We start from the raw sequence: 21,082 nt of genomic DNA, 5'->3' as shown, positions 1-21,082 counted from the left end.
GCGTGCGCTCGGAAACTACTGGTTGTCCAAGGCCATTTTCGTCATGTTCAGCCCCGGCATGAGCATGTGACCGCCCTCGACCAACATCTCGAGGCCTGTCGTCCATCGTGATTCGTCGGAGGCAAGCCACAGCACCGCCTCACTCATGGCCTGCGGCGGCAGCAGGCCCACATCCCGGAGAACCGCCCAGTACTTCGCGCCCTGTAGATCCTCTTTGACGCCATTTCCGGGCCCTTTCCCCGCGCAAAGGTCATAACCACCTTGCCAATCCAGGGCGGGAGTATCAGTGGGCCCGGGAAGGAGCGAGTTGACTCGAATGCCGTACTGGCCGAACTCGAGTGCGGCGCTCTTCGCCAATCCGAGTACGCCGTGTTTCGACGCGACATAGTGAACGTAGTGGGGAGATCCCTCGACACCATTGCCGGACGAGGTGATGATCACCGAGCCACCCCCGCGCGCCTTCATGGCGGGGGTTACCGCCTTGAGGGTGCGCCAGGGCCCCATGATGTTGACGTTGAGCACATCCAGGAACTCGTCCTCGGGAATGTCCGCGAACGGGTGCACCGTCCAGATGCCGGCGTTGGCCACTGCGACATCCAGCCCGCCGAAGGCCTGCACCCCCTCCGCGACCAACTTCTCCAGCGGGGCCTGCTCACGAACGTCGCCTTGATGCGCGATGATTCGCCGGCCCAGCGCCTCCACTTCCTTGACCGTGATCTCGAGATCGGCGGCCGTGGCAACCGGATACGGAACTCGGCCGTTCGCCGGGCAGTCGAAGGCCAGGATGTCTGCACCTTCCTGGGCGAGGCGGATCGCGTGTGCCCGCCCCTGGCCTCGGGCCGCGCCGGTGATGAGCGCGACCTTTCCTTCCATGCGTCCCATGTTCACTCCTTAGTTGGTGATTTGTTTACGGCCGGCCTGTCAGTGAGACCGTTTGTGGGCCAACGGATATAGATCGCGACCTCACGCGGCCGGCCTGATCAGCTGGAGCAGGACATCGATTCCGGGAGGCTCGGTCCAGACATGGGTGGCGTCGCCCATCAGAATCGGTGCTGCGATCGGATCCGCGCGTCCAGGCCCCCGGATCGCGCAACCGACGAGTTCAGGGCCATCGGCGTGGTGTAGCCGTAGGGCCACGTGGTCAAGCTTTGCCGGTGCTCCGCCGAGGGCTGCATCAAGCGCGTCGGGGTCGTGGACGGTGTACAACTCGACCTCTGCCCCGGAAACATTGAGGAACGTCGCGCTGATGCCCATATCCGGAACATCAACCGTGCGAGCAACTTCGACGCCAAATCGATCACACCACTGCGTACGTGCGAAGTCCAGGTCGCGCACGAGGATTCCGACGTGGTCGAGCCGAACCGGTCCGGCGGCTGGTGGCGAGGTCACTGCCGGCCCGCCGCGACGAAGTGCGGTGCAAGGCCCGGCGTCGGCTCAGTCCAGCGCTGCGTGATCACTTTGGACCTCGTGTAGAAGCGGTAGCCGTCATAGTTGAGGCCGTCATCTCCGAAGCGTGAGTCGCCCCATCCACCGAAGGCGAACCAGGAAATCGGCACGGGGATAGGCACATTGATCCCGACGCTGCCAGCCGTCACGCCCCGGCTGAACCGACGTGCCGCCGTGCCGCTGCCGGTGAAGATGACTGCGCCGTTCCCGTAGGGGTTGTCGTTGACGATCTGCAGGGCCTGCTCGAGATCGTCGGCGCGCACGACGCTGAGGACCGGTCCGAACACCTCGTCGCGGTACAGGTCGCTCTCGACGCTGACGCGGTCGACCAGACTCGGGCCGATGAAGTAGCCGTCCCCTGCCGCAGGCCGGTCACGGCCGTCGACGATCAGTTGCCCGCCCTGCTCAACCGAGCGTTCCAACGCCCCGCGGACCCGATCGAGCGCGCCCGCTGAGATCAACGGCCCCATGTCGATACCCGACGCCGCGCCGTCGCCCACCTTGAACGCTCTTGCGCGGTCGGCGATCTTGTCTACCAGCGCGTCTGCCGCCGAACCGACGGCGACCGCGACCGTCACGGCCATGCATCGCTGACCCGCGGCACCGTACGCCGCCGACACCAGCGCATCGGCGGCAGCGTCGAGGTCCGCGTCGGGCATCACCACAAGGTGGTTCTTGGCGCCCCCGAGGGCCTGCACCTTCTTGCCGGCCTCAGCCGAGCGCCGGTAGATCGCACGCGCTACCGGAGTGGACCCGACGAACGACACTGCCGCGACATCGGGGTGGTCGATGAGCGCCTCGGCTGCTTCGACACCGCCGTGCACCACGTTGAGCACGCCGTCCGGCAGTCCCGCCTCGCTCATGATCTGCGCCAACTGCACCGATGCCGAGGGCACCTGCTCACTTGGCTTGAGCACGAACGTATTCCCGCACGCAATCGCGGCCGCAAACATCGACACCGGCACCATGACCGGAAAGTTGAACGGCGTGATTCCAGCGCACACTCCGAGAGGTTGCCGGAAGGAGTATGTGTCAACCCCGTTGGCGACCTGCTCGGCGTACTCGCCCTTGAGTTGCTGCACAACCGAGAGCGACACGTCGACGGCTTCGATCGAGCGCGCCAACTCTCCCCTGGCGTCCGCAAGGGTCTTGCCCTGTTCGGCGGTGATGATCGCCGCCAAATCGTCGATCTGCTCATGCAGCAGCACCCGGAAGCGGTGCAGCACCGATGCACGGACGGGGCCGGGGGTATCGGCCCAGGCCGCCGCGGCATCTCGCGCACTGACGACGGCTTCGTCGACCGCATCGGCGCCGCCAAGCACGACAGTGCCGATCACGCGCCCCGTAGCGGGATCATGGATGTCGGCGCGTGGCCCCTCCGTCGAGGACACGGCCGCGCCGCCGATCCAATGCGGGACGGTGTCAAGAGATACATCGATGGTCACAGCAACTCCAATGCTCGGTAAGGCGAATGTCCTCGGCGACAACCAGGCTCAGTCCTGCAGGTCGCGCGGATGCGGCAGGTCGGGGAACATCTCCAGGCCGTAGTTGACCTTCAGGTTCTCGACCTCCGCCTGCAGCTGCTCGGGCGTCCGAAGCTCACGGTTCCGGGCTTCGTAGAAGTACTTGTCGATGCCGCCGTTGGGTTCGAAACCCGCACTGTCGGGCCCTGGCACGAACACCACGAGAATCCGGGCTTCCTCACCGACCACCTCATAGGTGTGCCGCTGATCCTTACGCCCCCAAACGAACTGGCCCTTCTTGGCGTTGTACGAACCGGCCTCGGTATGGATCTTGATCTCGCCGTCCATCACGAAGAAACCCTCCTCCTCGCGGTGGTGGATGTGCCAGACCGGCTCAGTTCCGCGTACCCAGTTGGTCTCGATGACGATCAGCTGGCCGTTCGTGGACTCACCGGTCGCATGAATCCAGAAATCCACACCCGTCATGAAGTCGCCGGTCATGTTGAAGTGGATGTCTTCCCGGTGGGAGACGTAGCTCTCGCCATCCCGTGAAGTTGTCGGTTGGATCTGGTCGACGTCAGATCTGGTGGCCATGTCAATCCCTCTTCTGTCGGTGTGACGCCATGCGCCGGTGTTCGGCATCACGGCCTACCGGAGTTGAGATTAGACTCACAGTCGACTGTAGTCAACACAGTGTCTACTTTGCGAAAACCGTGCCGCCTTGTCGCCGTCAATCCGAAAATCGACAATGTGTTGACTATCACCGACGTATGGTGCACGCTCAGATCCGCCGCGGAGCCGAAGGCAGACGCGCTCGAAAATGGAGGTAGATCAATGAAGTTGGAGCCGGAATTCAGCTACACCGCAGAGCTTGCCGAACTCCAGATCGTCGGCCCGGGACCCTACGGACTACGCCAGGTCCTCGCCGTCACCGGCGGCAAAGTCACCGGCAACCGATTCAGCGGAACCGCCGCCCCCGGCGGCGGAGACTGGCTACTGGCCGGCGAGGACGGCTACGGCCGACTCGACGTACGCGCCCAGTTCTACACCGACGACGGCGCCGTCATCTACATGAGCTACCAAGGCCTCGTCGAAGTCACCGAAGCCGCCGCAGACGCCCTCGGCGGCGCCACCACCGGCACCGACTTCGGAGACCACTACTTCGTCACCACCCCACGCCTGGAATCCGGCCACCCCAAATACAAATGGGTCAACCAAACCATCTTCGTCGGACAAGGACGCATCCAACCCGGACCCATCGTCGAATTCCAAGTCTTCCGAGTCACCGCATGAGTGTGCTGCATCCGCAGGTCCAGCGGCTGTTGCAGACCCTGTCCGAACGCCCCGCCGCACAGCCGTGGGAGATGTCAATCGCGGCATACAGGGAGGCGGGCGAGAAATTGATCGCGCTGGCGGGTAGCGTCGATACTCGTTGCACCGTAATCGATTTCACCATCCCCGTCCGCCAAGGGGTGGTCGCGGCGCGGTGCTACCGCCCACCCGAATCTGGACCGGCGCTGCCGGGCGTCGTTTATCTGCACGGCGGGGCATTCGTACGCGGAAGCCTGGACACCCACGATCGGCTCTGTCGAAAACTCTGCGTGCGGGGCGAGCTCATCGTGATTTCCGTTGCATACCGCCTCGCGCCAGAAAACCGGTTTCCCCGCGCTCACCATGATGCCGCCGATGCGTGTTCGTGGGTAAGTGAGCATGCCGACGAACTCGGCATCGATGTCGAAGCTCTCGCGATCGCAGGCGATTCGTCGGGGGCCGCACTGGCGGCGAGCGTTGCGCTCGCCTCGCGAGAACAAGGCCCTCCGATCAAGGCGCAGGGCCTGCTGTGTCCGGCGCTAGATGCCACCATGAGCAGTGACTCCGTCCAGCGCTACAAGGACGGCCCATTTCTCACCCGGGCCGCGCTCGAATGGGCGTACGACATGTACGTACCCGAGATCGACGACCGTCGTTCGACCCTCGCCTCACCGTTGCTGACGCAGAATTTCGTGGGCGCCCCGCCTGCTGTAATCGTCAGTGCTCAGGTGGATCCCGTCGCCGACGACGCCCACCGCTACGGCGAAAACCTCGCTGCGGCAGGGATCAACGTCAAAGCCCATGAGTACGAAGGCATGCCACATAGCTTCCCGTTGTTGGCAGGTGTGGTCGACGATGGCGATCACGCCATCACGGTATTCGCGAGAGAACTCGCCGAGCTGCTCAAATAGGCACTCTGGTGCGGCGAGCGGTGAGCACGCGCCTGTTCGAACAGCCACCGGCACAACATATTACCGGCGCGCAGTGGTTCCGCATCGGTCCCACAATCTTCCGTCGTCCAGACCGTCCAACCAAAGGAAACCAACGATGATTCCCTTTCCAGGTGACGAATATGCGCCCTTCCCGCGACGCCGCCGCGGCATCTCACGTCATAGCAGTCCCCGGTCGGCGGGGATCTGGGTCAGGGCGATGGTCGTTGCCCTCTGCATCGTTGTGTCAGCGCCGTTTTCGGCGAACATGCCGAATGCCCGGGCGGACGAATCACGGTACTTGGCATTCTATACGCCACCGAATCCCTTGCCCGAGGGCGTGCCGGGCGACCTCATCCGCACGGAACCATCCAGACTGGTACTGGAGCCGTCCGGACAACTGGGTTCATTCGTGGGAACCGGAACTCGAATCATGTACCGCAGCACCGACGCTCAGGGCCATCCCGTCGCGGTGACCGGCACCTACATCGAACCTCACGTCCCGTGGCCCGGCAACGGACCCCGTCCGTTGCTTGCCTACGCGACCGCCCCGTACGGGATGGGAGAACAGTGCGCTCCGTCTCGCCTGTTCAACCAAGGAATCCACGCCTCTTTGGACACGGGTTTCGACCTGATGTTCAATCTTGAGGAGGGATTCATCGCGACCCTGCTGGCGCGGGGCTTCGCGATAGTGGTCACTGACGGTGTCGGTTTGGGAGTTCACGGTCAGATGGCGCCACAGTTCCTGAACCGGGTGGCAGGCGGGACGGCACTCAACGACGCCGCGCGTGCGGCGATGAAACTGCCCGACACCTCGTTGCGTCCGGATGGGCCCGTCGCGTTCTGGGGCTGGCTGGCCGGCGGCGGACATTCAGCGTTGGCCGCGGCCGAGCTGGCCGGCGCGTACGCACCCGAACTCGATGTTGTCGGAACCTACGCCAACGGTGCGACAACCGACCTGCCCAGCATGTTGCCGCCCCTTGACGGGAACCAGCTCGCCGGGTCACTCGGCTGGGTGCTGAGAGGCATTCAAGAGGCGTATCCCGATATGACACAACCGATTGCGGACTCCCTCACCCCGCGCGGCGCGGAAATGCTGGCCAACACCAGTAGGCAGTGCATGATCCAAACCGGCATCGACTACGCGTTCCGGCATCTGCAGCCATGGTTCAAAAAGGATCTCTATCAATCGGTGCGGGAGGAGCCGCTCGCCTCGATCCTGGCAATGCAGCGGATCGGGAACGTGAAACCCACTGGGCCAGTTTACCTCTCACACAATCGGTGGGATTCCTTCGCGCCGTATGAGTCGGTGGTGGCCACCGCGCGAGATTGGTGCGCGCTGGGAGCCGACGTCACGTTATGGACCAACGAACAACCGCCGTTCCTCAACAAGATGAACACCAATGCACTGTTGACCGCCTTCGTCGATGGCGAGCGGAGCATGGCGTGGATCTCCGACCGCTTCAACGGGGTACCCGCCACAGCCACCTGCGCCTGACTCGCCCCTAGAGACAGCAGAGAACCGGAATACCCTTGAGCGCACGGCAGGTTGGTTTAGAAGTGACGCATCCGAACCTCGGCTCCTTCGGCGTTTTCGGCCTTTTCGAGCAGTGGAAACAACTGACCGGCGCGCAACTCAGGGACATCGAGGCACTCGGCTATGGCGCCATCTGGGGAGGCGGCTCGCCGCCGGCTGACCTCGACTGGGTTGAGCCGCTCCTCGAACAGACCGAGAAGCTGCAGGTCGCAACGGGTATCGTCAACATCTGGTCGGCCGAGGCCGGGTTGCTTGCCGAGTCGTTTCACCGCATCGAGGCGGCCCATCCTGGGCGGTTCCTGCTCGGGATCGGAGTCGGGCACCCGGAGCTGATCGCCGAGTACAAGAAGCCCTATGACGCGCTCACCGAGTATCTGGACAAGCTCGACGAGTACGGAGTGCCCAAGGACCGGCGCGTCGTCGCCGCTCTCGGCCCACAGGTGCTCAAACTGTCCGCACGCCGGAGCGCCGGAGCCCACCCTACCTGACCACCCCGGAGCACACTGCGAAGGCGCGTCAGTTGGTCGGCGCTGATGCGTTCATCGCCCCTGTGCAGAAGGTGGCGCTGATGGCCGACGCTACACAGGCACGGGCCGTCGGGCGGAAGTCTCTCGACATCTACCTGCACGGGACCAACTACGTGAACAACTTGAAGCGGTTGGGGTTCACCGACACCGACGTCGCGACACCCGGCAGCGATGCCCTGATCGACGCCCTCGTCGCGTACGGCAGCGCCGAAGCCGTCGCGGCCAGGCTCAAAGAGCATCTGGCCGCCGGCGCCAATCACGTGCCCGTGCAGGCCCTGACCGGACCCGAGACCCTGATTCCTACGCTCGCCGCACTGGCCGGACCGCTTGGCCTCCACTGACCCCCGATGGACGGGCATGCGCCGGCGTGCCGCCAAGGCAGCTATGGATGCCGTAACCGAAAGCCAGGTCGACGGCTGTAGGTTCCCAGTTTCGGTGACACTTCGCCCCATATCTGCGTGTCACGACTTCTTCCAGGCCGCGTTTGCGCACGCCCCGCCGTGACATATCGCGGGCATATTCAGAACCACATACGTGCCGACAACAGCGCACCGCATTGACTGAAGCCATGACTGTGAACAGCTACCGCTCAGTGCAATTGGTCCTTCTTGCAGTATCTGTCCTGCTCGCCACCGCACTTCTCGGCGTCCTCGTGCACGAGGACGTGGTGTCCCCGTCCTCGGCGGCGGGGGCAGCTATCCTCGTCAAACACCACGACCTGCTTCGCCCGCCCGGTGCGGCGCCGTCACGCTCCCGAGTCGGCGTCGCCGACGGTGTCGTTGACGACGAAGTGACGGTCTTCGACGAAACTTCTCCGGCCGTCGTCAATCTCGACCCCGACCTGCTCGGCGCTTTGCGCCTGGCGGCAACGCAGGCAGCAGACGAAGGTGTCGTATTCGCTGTCAACAGCGGTTGGCGTTCGCCCGCATACCAGGAACAGCTTCTGCGTGAGGCGATCGCGCAGTACGGGTCGGCAGACGAAGCCGCTCGATGGGTGGCCACGCCGGCCACGTCCGCTCATGTGTCGGGCGACGCGGTAGACATCGGGCCCGCCGAGGCCGCGTCCTGGTTGTCCACGCACGGCGCCGAACACGGGTTGTGCCAGATCTACACCAACGAACCGTGGCATTTCGAACTGCGTCCGGACGCGACCAATCACGGCTGCCCGCTGCTGTATGCCGACCCGACGGAGGATCCAAGGATGCAGAAGTGAGCGTCCGTCATCACGCTGCGCGAATGGTTCGCACCATGGCCAGTTCGCGCGGTGATCGGTCAACGGGGTCGCCGCCGCCATCACCCGCTTCGACGAATCCGTGCCGTCGGTAGAAATCAATGGCGCGCGTGTTGTCCGCGATGACACGCAGGGTCAACTCGGTCGCACCCTGCTGGCGGGCCCACTCGATGATCGCTTCGACCAGCAGGCCGGCCGCCACGGATCCTCGTGCGTCGGGGCTGACCCACAGCGATCTCAACTGACACTCATCTGCTGACACGATGAGTCCGCTCACCAAGCCGATCGGCTGGCTAGCCCTCCCTGCCACCAGGTTGTAAGCGGTTCTCGTCTCGAAGCGGTCACGCCATCGCGGCAAGCCGATGCTCGACCACTCGGAAAGTCGCGCCGTGAACGCGTCAGGTGCGTCCGTCAGCGCCGCGATGCGAAGCCGGCACCACAAATCCCACTCGTCGGCGCCGATCGGCCGAACCGTCACGTCCCGATCAGTCGACTCGGACAATCTGCCCCGGCCTATTGTTCACGAATCAATCTTCCCTCCGCTTCTCGATCGCCGCTCGAACGGGCGGTCCGCATGGTGAGGTGACGACACCGCACGTCGGCGAACTTGGCGGGTGGGTGCTGTAGGTTCCCAGTTTCGGTGACACTTCACCCGCGGTCTGAACTCGACTTTTCACGAAAATCCCAGCACGTGTCATACAAGATCAATCCCAGTTCCGTGTCATACCGGAGCCTCAACGTAGCCGTGGTTCGTGGCTCCTTCCGAGGTTTGCTCACACGCGACCACAACGTCCTCGTCTTCGGCCACCCGTGAGCTGCTGACGCGAGTCCCGTCGTACCAGGAGTTGACGCCAGGCCACCCCATCGAGACGAGTCGCCGGACGCTCCGTCGAAAATTGGGCCAGCGCAACGTGATCGCCCTGACGGGCGTAGGCGCGGCATCGTCATGGCACTCGCTGCAGAAGCCGAACGCGACCGTCCGGAAGATCGTGCCTACGTGGCACAGTCGGTCCAGGGTGTCTTGCTCGTGATGCCGGTGTGGGGTCTGTGGTGATTGTAGTGATGCCGCCAGCTCTGGTAGGTCGTTGCTCGGGCTTCATCGCAGAAGTAGGTATCGGCGTAGGCCCATTCTTGGTTGAGGGTGCGGTTGAATCGCTCCACCTTCCCGTTGGTCTGCGGGCGGTAGGGCCGGGTCTTCTTGTGGGCATGCTTCTTGTTGTTGCGGTTGCCGACGGTGCGGCCCAGCGCTTATCGGTGCGCGCACACTCGCCCGACAGCTCGCCGCTACCGACGGTGACCACGAAACCGCCTTCGCTGCATACGAAGCCGAGCATCGACCCTACATTACCGACAACCAGGCCAAAGGCCGCGCGGCGAGGCAACATGTGAGGTGACGTGCCGAGACCCTGACCGCGGCTACTTGAGGGTGCTTGCTCGAGGACGCAACCGTGGACGAAATCAGAACGTTGGTACCGGCGGCGCGAGCACCGCGCCGCCGGTATTGCCCAAGCCTTTTGGTTCAGGTTGAGCCGTCGCTCATTTCCTCGCTTGTCTCCTCGAGCGAGCGCTCTTTGGTTTCCACGCCCCAGCGCACCATCGCTGCGAGGCCGATGAGCAGCACGACGGCGAACATTGCGAATACGGCGCCTAGACCGAATCCACTGGCGAGCAGCCAACCAACGACAGTGGGGGCGATAACGCTGGCTAGCCGGTTCATTGAGCTTCCGGCCGAGGTGCCCCAGCCACGGATCCGGGTTGGGTAGAGCTCGGGAATGTAGAGGAACAGTCCAGCGGCTGGAACGTAGCAACCGATCGCGATCAACAGTCCAGCGGCAAAGAGCGTCGGCCAGCCGGTCAGGCCCGCCTGCACCATGGCGAGGCCCACCACCGCGCCCGTGATCGCCACGGTGTAGCCCGCGATCAATGTGGGGCGCCGTCCGAGTCTGTCGACGGTGAGTGCGAATAGGTAGACGACAATCAACTGAGCGGAGGCCACCGCCAGTGTGAGATAGAGCGATTCACTGATCTGTAGTCCGCCGATGGACACGTAGAGCGACGGGAGCCACACCGCATAGCCGTACGTCACGAAGTAGGTGGTGAACCATAGTGTGCCGTTGAGCATTGTGCGTGTGCGGTACGCCGGGCTGAAGATCTCTGCTAGCCGGGTGGGCGCGGTAGGACTGGCATCGTCCCGTCGTTCAGGAGCGGGCAGGTGTTTGTTATCTCGGGTGGCAGCGTCCTCGAATTGGACAACAATCCGCTCTGCTTGATCGAGTCGGCCCTTGCTCATCAACCATCGAGCCGACTCGGGGAGAACGTGGCGGGCCAGCAGGACAATCAGCAGCGGCAAGACGCCGAGGGCGAACAGCACCCGCCATGCCACATCTGGTTCGACCACGGCGAACACTGCCAAGCCTGCCAGCGGTGCGGCGAAGACCCCCCAGGCAAAGACAGCCTGGTAGAGCATGACGGCGCGGCCTCGGCGTCGTGCGGGCGCGTACTCGCTGATCAGAATCGCCGCTACTGGGGTCTCGGCGCCCAAGCCGATGCCCTGAAGCAGTCGGGCGACTGTCAGCGCTTCCAGACTCCACGCGAAGGCGCAGGCCAGGCTAAGCAGGCTGAACACGGTGATAGCGATCAGAAATGCCTGCCGTCGGCCAATCCGATCGGCGACAGCACCGATCACAAGAGCCCCGAGGAACTGGCCCAGATAGCCGGAGCTGATCAACAGGCCGGTGCCGAGCATTCCTTGGCCGAGGCTGGCCGCTATCGCCGTGAGCGCAACTCCAAGGACAAGAGAATCGAATGCGTCGAAGAATGTGCCGGCTGCCACCACGACGGCGACCTTGCGGTGCCGCCTGGTCATCGGGATGCGATCCATTCGCGCGGCCAGCGTTGCCGAGGTGTCCGCGGCCTGCTTGTCAGAGGTGTTGTATTCAGCTGAAGTCATGAGTGACTCGTCTCATTGAAGGCCAATCTCTATTGGTGGCGAGGTTTTGTGGCGCGGGTTTATATGTCGAACAACGACTCGGCGTTACCGTGGGCGATCTTGTGCCGATCCGACTCACTGATCGGCAACTCTCTGAGAAAATGTTGAGCGTCTTCCATTGACGTATATGGATAGTCCGCCGAAAAGAGAATCCGATCGGCCCCCACCTGTAATAGCAAGTTCAGAAAGCTGGGAACGAAATTGAACCCGGCGATTGTGTAGTGCACATTCTCCCGGAAATAGGCAGTGATTCTGCGTTCCAGTTGGGTGTCTGCAAAGCTGTCATAGACCTGCTCGATGCGCGGCAGCATGAAAGGCAGCGCCTCGCCGAGGTGGCCGATCATCACCTGCAACCTGGGGAATCGGTCGAACACTCCGGCCAGCACCATGCGTAAGAGGTGGTTTCCGGTCTCCATGTGCCAACCCCATGCGCTGGCAGCGAGTATCCGGCCGACCTCCGCCGAGAAATTGCCGGTGTAACTGGCATCGATCACCGTTTGGGGCGGCATGGTGGGATGGAGATAGATCGGCACCTGCAGTTGCTCCGCCTTGGCCAGGATCGGCCAGAAGAACTCGTCATCGAGGTAGCGGCCTCCGACGTGCCCGTTGACCATTGCACCGAGAAAGCCCAGTTCCGTGACGGCCCGAGACAGTTCGCCGGCAGCGTCCTCCGGCGATGCAGTGGGTAGCGCAGCGAATCCGCGCAGACGAGTTGGATGGGCGGCAATCGCGCTAGCCACTCGGTCGTTGATCGACCGTGCCCATCCCGGAGCTTCGGACTGCGACAACTGCTCAAGACCCGGTGACGTTAGTGACAGCACTTGGACGTCGACGCCGGCCGCATCCATCGCCGCAATCCGGCCGGCACCGAGATCACATAGGACGTGGAGAGTGTCTTGTCCCCATGCGGCGGCCAGGTGCCCGCCAGGGCCACCAGCGAAGTCGGGTGTGGCGAAATGCTCTTCAAGAGTGATCGTTCGCATACTCGTCATCTCCACCCCCGGCTAAAGGTGCCGATAATATTTCCCCGCCACACACGCGCGCGCCTCCGTGACGCACAGTTGCAATGTCCGACGATTTTCAATGGCTCTCTCCTATATATGCGGTCATTTAGCATGGCGTGCGTCGGTGGCCTCATTTCCGGCGATGTCTGCGGCTTGCGTGGAGCGGTTGCAGACCATGTTCGAATAATGTGCCCCATTCGAATTGGGTCTTCTAACCGACGTGTTTTGAGCATCGGGATGCCCGGAGTGATCTTTCCGGCGACAAACAGGCGGTGATTCCGTCTTACTTGAGGATCGAAAATCTCAGTAATCGTCGGCTGGTGTTCGCTCAGCTCTGCGCCTCAGACAGGACATGAGCGCCCGTATTGCCGCGGCGAGCAGCATCAGGCCGAACATTGCTGTGTCAGTGGTCATCTCGTCGAGCGATTCACGTGTCGTTGAAGCTGTCGCGCCAGGCGGGCGCTATAGCCGCGCTCGCGCGAAGTTGTTGGACTATCCGTCTGTCCGCGCAACCCAGACAGTGCGGAGATTGGTGAACTCTCGCACTCCAGCGGCGCCGAGTTCGCGACCATAGCCGCTGCGCTTGATCCCGCCGAATGGCACGCGTGGATCCGACATCACCAATGAGTTGATGAACAGGACGCCCGATTCGATGCGACTACCCACGGTCACCGCATGGTCGACGTTTTGGCTCCACACACTCGCGGCCAGACCGTACTCGCTGGAGTTGGCCACTGCGACGGCTTGATCGTCATCATCCACCCGGATCAGGGTCGCGACAGGCCCGAAGGTCTCTTCGGCGAGTACCGGCATGTCGTCGGTCGCATCAGTGATCACCGTGGGGGCATAGAAGTTGCCGGCGCGGTCGAGCCGTCGGCCCCCGGTGAGCACAGCGGCGCCCTGCGCCACAGACTCCTCAACTTGCTTTGCCACTTGATCGAGGATGTCAGGTCGGGCGAGCGGGCCCACGGTGGTGGCGGGGTCGGTGGGATCACCCACTACCAAGGCCTCGACGGCTTCCACGAACTTCGTTTGGAATTGATCGGCTACATCCTTGTGCACCACAATACGTTTGGCGGCGATGCAGGTTTGACCAGTGCACATGAATCGGGATTTGGCCGCGTGCGCCGCCGCGGTTGCGATGTCCGCATCGGCGAGTACCACGAAAGGATCGGACCCGCCGAGTTCGAGGACACTCTTTTTGAGTGCCCGCCCCGCCGCAGCAGCAACATACGCTCCCGCGCGGGTGGATCCGGTCAATGTGACTGCTGCGACCCGGGAGTCAGAGATGAGTCGGTCGACCATAGCGGGGACCTCGGACTCGTCGATGACTAAGGTACGCAGCACACCGATGGGCAGGTCGGATGCCTCGATTACGGCCTCGATCGCCAGTGCGCTACCTGTCACGTTGGGGGCATGTTTGAGCAGCACCGTGTTGCCGGCCAACAGCGCCGGGATGGCGAACCGAAAGACCTGCCATAGCGGAAAATTCCAGGGCATCACGGCCAGAATCACACCGAGCGGCTCATAGACGATTTGGCAGGATTGTGCCGGCACCGCAATGGATTCCGGTTGGAGATAGCTTGCGCCGTCTTCTGCATACTGACGGCACTGCCGTACGCATTTGTCGACCTCTGCAGCGGCCTCCGCCAGTGGTTTCCCCATTTCTGCAGTGACCAGGGCCGCCAGCTCATGCCGACGTGTTTCCAGCGCGTCGGCGACGGTGCCGAGCAAGCGTGCGCGTTCCTCGGCCCCCACACGTCGCCATGTCAGTCCGGTCGCATGGGTTTGTGCTAATACCTGCTCGATTTCGGTGTTGGTGAGCACTGGATAGTGCTGTAAGGGCTCGCCGGTGGCGGGGTTGATGGTGAGGATGGTGCGGGTGTCTGTGGATGTCATGGCTCTCCTGTGAATCGAATGTCGCGGTGCAGCGGTCAGGCTTGGCGATATCTGGGGCCGCGTTCGACAACGCGCATCAGCAGGTCCTCGTCGATGTCTCCGCCGATTTGAGCGGTGCGAGGCTGCTGCCCGGTGTATCCGAGTCGCTTGATCACGTCGCGGTTTGTGTAATAGCCGCCCGCGACGATCAAACAAACAGATTGATAGAGAACGGGATCAGTGGTGCGCAGATGGTCGAGGGCGGCCGCAGGGGGAACTCCACGGGTACGGGCCCACGCCATCTGTAAGTCATTGACAAGATCGGGTCGGGCTTTGAGAACAATGTCAAGTTGAGCGGCGCTCACCCCTGCATCACTTGCCGAGGGCATCGTTTCCGATGCGGGAATGAGGAGGTTTCCCACCTCGCTGAGCCAGTGACGACATTCGTCGGTGACGCCTGAATCACGGCTGTGGACGGAGGGTTGTGACGTTGCGATGATGGGCATCGGAAGCTCCTGAACCGTGGGGGCGTTCATGCGGGAACCTTCTGGTTGCGGCGATTGGCGATGAGATGTTCGGTCGATCGCAGAGCCAGTGCGCTGATAGTGCTGGTCGGGTTGACTCCACCGGAGGTGACGAAGACGCTGCCATCGACAATGTAGAGATTGGGAATGTCATGTGAGCGCCCGTACGGGTCGACTACCGAAGTCTGCGGGTCGTCACCCATTCGCGCCGTGCCGAGAAGGTGCCAACCCGAGTAGCGCATCAGCGATTCGACTGCTGTGTCGTAGGCACCGGCGGCCTGCATGGACTCCACAGCGCGAGCGATGTGGAAGTCGAGGAGCCTGCGTGAATTCTCACTCACCGCGTAGGTGATCTTCGGTGCTGGGATACCAGACGAATCGGTGAGTGCGGCGTCGATAGTCACTCGGTTATTAGCGTCGGGCAGATCTTCACCGAAAATTCCCCAACTGATCGTGCGTCCGAGGTGTCGGCGCACGTGGTCATGATGCGCTTCGCCCCAGACGTCCTCGCCTGCGCGTGTTGGCATCGCTGCGTTGAGCGGCCCCCCGGTCGGAGCCAGGCTCCACTTCGCCCCTCGCACGAAATCGCGATCGGGCGAAGTCTCATAAAACTCATAGCACGCAATCTTGGCTCCTACGTGGCCATTCCAGCTGGAGAGGTCTTCATCGAAGTAGCCCGTGACATTGGCGAACGGGTGCACCATTAGGCGCCGTCCAAGTATTCCGCTGGAATTGGCCAGGCCGTCGGGATGCTCGGACGTTGCAGAGTTCAACAGAATCCGCGGTGTCCCAATGGCATTGGCAGCAAGAATGACAACGTCGGCATGGACGGCATCCCACGAACCGTCAGGGCGCACGAATTCAGCACCGGAAGCTAAACCGTTCGACGACATGAGAATTCGAGATACCCGGGCACCTGTATGGAGGCGCACACCATTGGCGGTCGCGTCGGGCCAATGCGTCAGGTCAGTAGAGGCCTTGGCCCCCTCCGGACAACCCTGCATGCATGCGCCGAACTGTACGCATGGGCGCCGCCCTCGATACGGAGCCGAAAGCACCGCCTGCGCAGCCGGCCACCAGTGCCATCCGAGCTTGTCATGAGCCCGTGCCATTCGTGCCCCGATCGAGCCGATGGGCAGTGGAGGAAGCGGCGGGCCCGCGCCCTCGGGATAGGCGGGATCTCCCTCGACACCCGAGACTCCAAACGCCTCATCGGTGCGCTGGTAGAACGGTTGCAGGTCGGAGTAGCGCAGCGGCCAATCGTCGGCGACACCGTCGAGGGTGCGCACCCGAAAATCCGACGGCAGCAACCGAGGCCAATCTCCCGCGTAGAGGATCATGCTGCCTCCGACACCGGCGAACATCAACGGGGCGATGTCAGACGCGTTGTCGTTGATCGGGTAGTCCGCGGTATTGCTCCGTACGTTGGGACTACCCGACCACTGCTTGCGCGCCTCCAGCTCGTAAGTGCTTCGTTGCGCCGGGTAATCGGCACGTTGCGGCCAATTCCCCTGTTCCAGACAGACCACGTCGAAGCCGGCAGCCGATAGAGCCCCTGCGGCGACACCACCCGACGCCCCAGCGCCGATGATCAGGACGTCAGCGTGTTCCATAACGATCCTTTCCAGCGCTTGAGACGCCCAACGCGGTTGGTAAGCGCTTTCCCGACGACCATAGGTGGTAAGGCCATCGTGTGGCAAGCGTCACTTCGAAGAAGCAGGCCCCAGCAGAGTGAAACGCAGGGAAGGCCGTGGCTCAGCGCGCGAAGTCTGTGGACGCCGCAGCGGGCGCCGTGCTCGACCGAACCACGAGATCAGCCGACACGTGGATGTTTCGAGGACGGCCGGTGCCGGCATCGTCGGCACTGAGGATCATCTCCATCGCCTGGGCACCCATCTCTTCCAGCGGCAGTCGGACCGTCGTCAAGGGCGTGCGCAGGTCGGCAGCAAACCATAGATCGTCGAAGCCGACCACCGACACATCAGTGGGCACCTGGCGGCCGAGTTGTTCGGTCACAGCAGCCAAGGCGCCGGCCGCCATCAAGTCGTTGAGCGCGAACACCGCGGTGATCTCGGGATCGCGGTCGAACAGTTCCAAGGCCGCAGAGAAGCCGCCATCACGACTGAAACCACCCCCTGCCACGGGAATTCGCTCCGTCGCAAGCCCGAATGCCGACCAAGCGTCCATGAAGCCCGCCAAGCGGTCACGCACCGAGAACAGAAATGAGGGGCCGAGGATGACCCCGACCTTGCGGTGCCCGAGATCGTACAAATGTCGAGCTACTTGGGCGCCGCCACGCGTGTTCGCGGGCAGCACCGTCGGATACGGCAAACCGTAGTCACTCACGAGCGCGACCCGCCCGCCACTGCGTTCAAATCCAGCCAGCGCCTCGTCGAGCGCCTCAGTGTGGCCCTCGCGAATCACCCCGCTGCCTGCGAGAAGCAAAGCGCGAACTCGCTGCGCGCGCAGCCGCTTGACGTAGTCGATCTCCCGGTCGGGGTCGTGAAAGGTGTTGGCCAGCGTTGTCAGTAGTCCGTGCCGGGCAGCTACCGTCATCGCGCCGCGGGCGATCGCGCCGAAATACGGGTCATCCACCTCGTGAACGATGAGGCCGACCACCGAGGTCGCCGAACGCGCGAGCGCTTGAGCAGGGCCGTTGGAGACGTAGCCGAGTTCCTCGGCGGCGCGGCGGATCCGAGCAGCGGCAGCTTCACCGACCACGCGCTTGCTGCCGTTGAGCACTCGCGATGCAGTAGCCAGCGATAACCCCGCCCGGTCTGCCACGTCCTGCAGAGTCACAACGCTGCTCTCCACCACCGTCCTCCGTCGTCTTGCACTTAACCAGCAACTCTAGTCGCCCACTTGGCCGACCGGCCTAGAGCCAACCGTGTCCCAGACCCGAACAGCACCCGATTGTTGCGAGACTCACGGCGACCGTGTTTCCATGGAAAGCGCTTACCCAAATTGGTCGAAATCGGAGGAATCCATGCCACCTACGCGTATCGGAATTATTTTGAACGGGGCCTCCGGTCGGATGGGCTATCGCCAACACCTCACACGCTCGATCCTGCCGATCCGGGACCAGGGCGGGGTCTTGCTCTCCGACGGCCAGACTCGAAGTGCAAGTGGAGCCGATGCTGGTCGGGCGAGACCTCAAGAAGCTGAGCGAGATCGCCGACCGCCACGACATCTCCCATATCTCCACCGACCTCGACGTGTGCTTAGCCGATTCCCGGTGGGACATTTATGCCGACTTCTTAGTCACAAAGGCACGAGTTCCCGCACTGCGCAAGGCCATCGATGCCGGCAAGGCCATCTACACCGAGAAGCCCACGGCCGAAACCTTCGACGAGGCGCTCGACCTGGCGCACCGTGCTCGGCGTGCCGGCGTCAAGAACGGTGTGGTGCACGACAAGCTGTTTCTGCCCGGGCTCACCAAACTCAAGCAGCTGATCGACTCAGGCTTTTTCGGTCGAATCCTTTCGGTGCGCGGTGAATTCGGGTATTGGGTGTTCGAAGGTGACTGGCAATCCGCCCAACGACCCAGTTGGAACTACCGTGCCGAGGACGGTGGCGGAATCGTGGTCGACATGTTCCCGCATTGGAACTACGTGCTCGAACACCTTTTCGGGGCCGTGGAATCGGTCTACACGCAGACCTCCACCCATATTCCGTCCCGTGTCGACGAGGCCGGCAACCCTTATGTCGCAACGGCAGACGACGCGGCCTATGCCATTTTCGGGCTTTCCGGTGGGATTATGGCTCAGCTGAACTCCAGTTGGACTGTCCGGGTAAACCGCCGAGAACTCGTGGAGTTCCAGGTCGACGGAACGCACGGCAGCGCCGTAGCTGGACTGTTCGACTGCCGCGTTCAGCACCGCAACGTCACTCCCCGACCGGTCTGGAACCCAGATCTACCCGACACCCACGACTATCCAGCCGACTGGATGTCAGTGCCGGACAACACTCCGTTCGACAACGGCTTCAAAGCTCAGTGGGAACAATTCATCCGCCACGTCGTCGAGGACGGACCGCATCCCTACGACTTTCTTTCGGGTGCCAGAGGCGTACGTTTAGCCGAGGCCGGCTTGGAAAGCTCGCGCACCGGTAGCCGAATTCATCTCGGGCAGTTGGGCGCCGATCACCACGACGACCTCGCCGTGAGCGTCCGATGACTGTGATTTCACTGATCGATGAGGCCGGAACACTCACCACGCACGAACTCCGCGACTACGACTTCAGTCAACCCGACTCGGCAGCACCAACGTCGCGGATCGCATACGCCGCCGCCCACGTCGTTCCCCGACTCACCGGCAACAATGTGCCAGGTGCCCCAGCCGATATCGATTGGGACGCAACCATGCAGTTTCGCCACCACCTGTGGTCGTGGCATTTAGGTGTGGCCGACGCGATGGACACCGCCCAGCGCAACATGGGTTTCGACGCTGTCGCGGTTCGAGAGCTGATTAGGCGCAGCGCGGCAGAGGCGCAGTTTGTCGGTGGAGCGCTGGTGGTGGGCATCAACACTGATCACGTGGCCACGACATACATTTCGCTCGACGAGGTCATCGGCTCGTACGTCGAGCAGCTTCACTATGCCGAGGATGTGGGCGCTGAAGTCGTCATGATGGCCAGCCGCCATCTCGCACGGGTCGCCGACGGAACGGCAGATTACCGCCGCGTATACGACGCAGTACTGTCTCGCGCTGGAAGACCGGTTATTCTGCACTGGCTGGGAACACCATTCGATCCAGCACTGGCGGGCTACTTCGGATCCGACGACAGCGCAGCCGCCCGCGCAACGGTGCGCGCGATCATCGAAGATAACATCGACCAGGTCGCCGGTATCAAAGTGAGCCTCCTCGACGGGACCACAGAAATCGCGCTTCGACGTGAACTTCCTGACTCTGTCAGGGTTTTCACCGGCGACGACTACAACTACGTCGACCTCATCGCCGGTGATGCTACGGGTCACTGTGACGCGCTCCTCGGCGCATTTGCCACCTGTGCACCCATCGCATCAGCCGCACTGTCAGCACTTGACAAAGGCGACGAGCGCGCATTTCGCGCGCTCCTGGAACCCACCCAAGCGCTGGCCCGTCACGTCTTCGCCACCCCCACCGAGTACTACAAGACCGGTGTGGCGTTTCTGTCTTGGCTCAATGGTCACCAGCCAGCGTTTGCGATGGTCAGCGGTCTACATTCGGCACGAAGTCTGCCTCATCTGTCGAGACTGGTGCAGCTCGCCGACGCCGCAGGTGCACTCGAACACCCCGAACTGGCCGCACAACGCTGGACTGATCTACTGACCGTCTACGGTGTCCGATCGACGGTGCGCTCATGACATCGCATCAGCGGCTGTCGCTCAACCAGGCCTCCATCAAGTACGCCGCACTAGGCGAGGCCCTCACCGTCACCGCCGAGGCCGGTATCAGCGCAATTGGGCTCTGGCGTGAGCCGGTAGCCGCTGTCGGTCTGGCCAAGGCCGTCGGGCTGGTCAGCAATGCCGGCCTACGCGTATCGAGCCTGTGCCGGGGCGGTTTCGTCACCGCCCCAGGGCAGTCCGCCCGTGCGGACGCACTCGCCGAGAACCGCCGTGCCATCGAGGAAACCGCCGCACTCGCCGCGGCCGGCGCCGAGGGTTCTGCCGCCGTGCTGGTACTCGTCGCTGGAGGTTTGCCCGCCACCGACACCGACCTCAATGGCGCTCGCGAACGCGCGCAGGACGCAATTGGCGCTCTCGTTGATGACGCGACGGCCGCAGGCGTCACCCTAGCCATCGAGCCCATGCATCCCATGTATGCGGCTGATCGCGGGGTGATTTCGACACTGCGCCAAGCGCTCGACATCGCGGCTCCGTTCCCGGCCCACACCGTAGGCGTGGTTGTCGATGCCTTTCATGTCTGGTGGGACCCAGAGGTTTTCGATCAGATCGCCCGGGCGGGAGCCGAACACAGGATCGCCTCCTACCAAGTCAACGACTGGATCACCCCATTGCCCGTTGACAGCCTGCTCGCCCGCGGGATCATGGGCGACGGCCACATCGACCTGCGCGCACTCACCGAAGCAGTCGAGGTAGCCGGCTACACAGGTGACGTGGAAGTGGAGATCTTCAACCAGGACCTCTGGAATATGCCGTATGGGCAAGCCGCAGCCATGATCTCGGAGCGGTTTGACGACATCGGGCTGTCCTACGGGTCGATCAGGCCGCCGAATCAGCGGCACTCCTAGCCACACGAAAGA

18 protein-coding genes and 2 pseudogenes are annotated in these 21,082 nt (G+C 63.0%); 8 read left to right on the top strand and 12 right to left on the bottom strand.

Annotated features, from left to right (window positions below; genetic code table 11):
* Positions 1-15 precede the first annotated feature (15 nt).
* From ACOI2T_RS14630 to ACOI2T_RS14615, 4 genes are all read right to left on the bottom strand, one after another.
* Positions 16-882, bottom strand: coding sequence for a mycofactocin-coupled SDR family oxidoreductase (locus ACOI2T_RS14630; protein WP_409501741.1), 867 nt, complete (start codon positions 880-882; stop codon positions 16-18).
* Between the two features lie 81 nt (positions 883-963).
* Positions 964-1,335 (bottom strand): VOC family protein, encoded by a 372-nt coding sequence (locus ACOI2T_RS14625; protein WP_421876864.1) that lies wholly within the window; start codon positions 1,333-1,335, stop codon positions 964-966.
* A gap of 50 nt (positions 1,336-1,385) precedes the next feature.
* Positions 1,386-2,891, bottom strand: coding sequence for a CoA-acylating methylmalonate-semialdehyde dehydrogenase (locus tag ACOI2T_RS14620; RefSeq protein WP_409501739.1), 1,506 nt, complete (start codon positions 2,889-2,891; stop codon positions 1,386-1,388).
* Between the two features lie 48 nt (positions 2,892-2,939).
* Complete coding sequence (locus tag ACOI2T_RS14615) at positions 2,940-3,503, bottom strand: cupin domain-containing protein (protein ID WP_085149588.1); 564 nt, start codon at positions 3,501-3,503, stop codon at positions 2,940-2,942.
* Between the two features lie 240 nt (positions 3,504-3,743).
* Between ACOI2T_RS14615 and ACOI2T_RS14610 the strand changes: the two genes are divergently transcribed.
* From ACOI2T_RS14610 to ACOI2T_RS14590, 5 genes and pseudogenes are all read left to right on the top strand, one after another.
* Complete coding sequence (locus ACOI2T_RS14610; RefSeq protein ID WP_409501738.1) at positions 3,744-4,202, top strand: DUF3237 domain-containing protein; 459 nt, start codon at positions 3,744-3,746, stop codon at positions 4,200-4,202.
* Positions 4,199-5,131: an alpha/beta hydrolase gene (locus tag ACOI2T_RS14605; RefSeq protein ID WP_409501737.1), complete on the top strand. Its 933-nt coding sequence runs from the start codon at positions 4,199-4,201 to the stop codon at positions 5,129-5,131. The genes ACOI2T_RS14610 and ACOI2T_RS14605 overlap by 4 nt, the downstream gene beginning before the upstream one ends.
* Positions 5,132-5,369: 238 nt before the next feature.
* Positions 5,370-6,647, top strand: coding sequence for a lipase family protein (locus ACOI2T_RS14600; protein ID WP_409501920.1), 1,278 nt, complete (start codon positions 5,370-5,372; stop codon positions 6,645-6,647).
* A gap of 62 nt (positions 6,648-6,709) precedes the next feature.
* Positions 6,710-7,554, top strand: a pseudogene (locus ACOI2T_RS14595) (LLM class F420-dependent oxidoreductase).
* Between the two features lie 227 nt (positions 7,555-7,781).
* A complete protein-coding gene (locus ACOI2T_RS14590) occupies positions 7,782-8,426 on the top strand; it encodes a M15 family metallopeptidase (RefSeq protein WP_409501736.1) in 645 nt (214 codons plus the stop codon).
* 10 nt (positions 8,427-8,436) lie between these two features.
* On the opposite strand, the gene ACOI2T_RS14585 is transcribed toward ACOI2T_RS14590, so the two are convergent.
* The 8 genes and pseudogenes from ACOI2T_RS14585 to ACOI2T_RS14550 all read right to left on the bottom strand — a co-directional run bounded on the left by ACOI2T_RS14585 (position 8,437) and on the right by ACOI2T_RS14550 (position 17,653).
* The gene (locus ACOI2T_RS14585; RefSeq protein WP_409501735.1) at positions 8,437-8,922 is read right to left on the bottom strand and encodes a GNAT family N-acetyltransferase; all 486 of its coding nucleotides are present in this window, start codon (positions 8,920-8,922) and stop codon (positions 8,437-8,439) included.
* Between the two features lie 515 nt (positions 8,923-9,437).
* Positions 9,438-9,650, bottom strand: a pseudogene (locus tag ACOI2T_RS14580) (integrase core domain-containing protein); the annotation flags it as partial.
* Positions 9,651-9,963: 313 nt separating this feature from the next.
* Positions 9,964-11,394, bottom strand: coding sequence for an MFS transporter (locus ACOI2T_RS14575; protein ID WP_409501734.1), 1,431 nt, complete (start codon positions 11,392-11,394; stop codon positions 9,964-9,966).
* A gap of 59 nt (positions 11,395-11,453) precedes the next feature.
* Positions 11,454-12,416, bottom strand: a complete 963-nt coding sequence (locus tag ACOI2T_RS14570; RefSeq protein WP_409501733.1) for an amidohydrolase family protein — start codon at positions 12,414-12,416, stop codon at positions 11,454-11,456.
* 513 nt (positions 12,417-12,929) lie between these two features.
* The gene (locus tag ACOI2T_RS14565; protein WP_409501732.1) at positions 12,930-14,336 is read right to left on the bottom strand and encodes an NAD-dependent succinate-semialdehyde dehydrogenase; all 1,407 of its coding nucleotides are present in this window, start codon (positions 14,334-14,336) and stop codon (positions 12,930-12,932) included.
* A 35-nt stretch (positions 14,337-14,371) separates the two neighbouring features.
* Complete coding sequence (locus tag ACOI2T_RS14560; RefSeq protein WP_409501731.1) at positions 14,372-14,851, bottom strand: hypothetical protein; 480 nt, start codon at positions 14,849-14,851, stop codon at positions 14,372-14,374.
* Positions 14,848-16,452 (bottom strand): GMC family oxidoreductase, encoded by a 1,605-nt coding sequence (locus ACOI2T_RS14555; RefSeq protein ID WP_409501730.1) that lies wholly within the window; start codon positions 16,450-16,452, stop codon positions 14,848-14,850. Before ACOI2T_RS14555 ends, ACOI2T_RS14560 begins: the two co-directional genes overlap by 4 nt.
* 142 nt (positions 16,453-16,594) lie before the next feature.
* Complete coding sequence (locus tag ACOI2T_RS14550; protein WP_421876857.1) at positions 16,595-17,653, bottom strand: LacI family DNA-binding transcriptional regulator; 1,059 nt, start codon at positions 17,651-17,653, stop codon at positions 16,595-16,597.
* Between the two features lie 320 nt (positions 17,654-17,973).
* On the opposite strand from ACOI2T_RS14550, the gene ACOI2T_RS14545 reads away from it, so the two are divergent.
* The 3 genes from ACOI2T_RS14545 to ACOI2T_RS14535 are packed head-to-tail and all read left to right on the top strand — an operon-like array spanning position 17,974 to position 21,070.
* Complete coding sequence (locus ACOI2T_RS14545; protein WP_421877311.1) at positions 17,974-19,014, top strand: Gfo/Idh/MocA family protein; 1,041 nt, start codon at positions 17,974-17,976, stop codon at positions 19,012-19,014.
* On the top strand, positions 19,011-20,183 hold the full coding sequence (locus ACOI2T_RS14540; RefSeq protein ID WP_409501727.1) for a dihydrodipicolinate synthase family protein: 1,173 nt from the start codon (positions 19,011-19,013) through the stop codon (positions 20,181-20,183). Before ACOI2T_RS14545 ends, ACOI2T_RS14540 begins: the two co-directional genes overlap by 4 nt.
* Positions 20,180-21,070: a sugar phosphate isomerase/epimerase family protein gene (locus tag ACOI2T_RS14535; protein WP_409501726.1), complete on the top strand. Its 891-nt coding sequence runs from the start codon at positions 20,180-20,182 to the stop codon at positions 21,068-21,070. Before ACOI2T_RS14540 ends, ACOI2T_RS14535 begins: the two co-directional genes overlap by 4 nt.
* Positions 21,071-21,082 lie beyond the last annotated feature (12 nt).

Source organism: Mycolicibacterium wolinskyi str. Jessa 2025 (assembly GCF_049241375.1).
GTDB lineage: Bacteria > Actinomycetota > Actinomycetes > Mycobacteriales > Mycobacteriaceae > Mycobacterium > Mycobacterium wolinskyi.
The sequence above is the reverse complement of the archived record's forward strand: the minus strand, read 5'-3'. Positions and strand labels throughout refer to the sequence as shown.

Coding starts and splice junctions, on each gene's coding strand:
- ACOI2T_RS14575 (WP_409501734.1), bottom strand. CDS start 11,394: ATGACTTCAGCTGAATACAACACCTCTGACAAGCAGGCCGCGGACACC.
- ACOI2T_RS14605 (WP_409501737.1), top strand. CDS start 4,199: ATGAGTGTGCTGCATCCGCAGGTCCAGCGGCTGTTGCAGACCCTGTCC.
- ACOI2T_RS14600 (WP_409501920.1), top strand. CDS start 5,370: ATGGTCGTTGCCCTCTGCATCGTTGTGTCAGCGCCGTTTTCGGCGAAC.
- ACOI2T_RS14555 (WP_409501730.1), bottom strand. CDS start 16,452: ATGGAACACGCTGACGTCCTGATCATCGGCGCTGGGGCGTCGGGTGGT.
- ACOI2T_RS14630 (WP_409501741.1), bottom strand. CDS start 882: ATGGGACGCATGGAAGGAAAGGTCGCGCTCATCACCGGCGCGGCCCGA.
- ACOI2T_RS14610 (WP_409501738.1), top strand. CDS start 3,744: ATGAAGTTGGAGCCGGAATTCAGCTACACCGCAGAGCTTGCCGAACTC.
- ACOI2T_RS14535 (WP_409501726.1), top strand. CDS start 20,180: ATGACATCGCATCAGCGGCTGTCGCTCAACCAGGCCTCCATCAAGTAC.
- ACOI2T_RS14590 (WP_409501736.1), top strand. CDS start 7,782: ATGACTGTGAACAGCTACCGCTCAGTGCAATTGGTCCTTCTTGCAGTA.
- ACOI2T_RS14570 (WP_409501733.1), bottom strand. CDS start 12,416: ATGCGAACGATCACTCTTGAAGAGCATTTCGCCACACCCGACTTCGCT.
- ACOI2T_RS14540 (WP_409501727.1), top strand. CDS start 19,011: ATGACTGTGATTTCACTGATCGATGAGGCCGGAACACTCACCACGCAC.
- ACOI2T_RS14560 (WP_409501731.1), bottom strand. CDS start 14,851: ATGAACGCCCCCACGGTTCAGGAGCTTCCGATGCCCATCATCGCAACG.
- ACOI2T_RS14615 (WP_085149588.1), bottom strand. CDS start 3,503: ATGGCCACCAGATCTGACGTCGACCAGATCCAACCGACAACTTCACGG.
- ACOI2T_RS14545 (WP_421877311.1), top strand. CDS start 17,974: ATGCTGGTCGGGCGAGACCTCAAGAAGCTGAGCGAGATCGCCGACCGC.
- ACOI2T_RS14565 (WP_409501732.1), bottom strand. CDS start 14,336: ATGACATCCACAGACACCCGCACCATCCTCACCATCAACCCCGCCACC.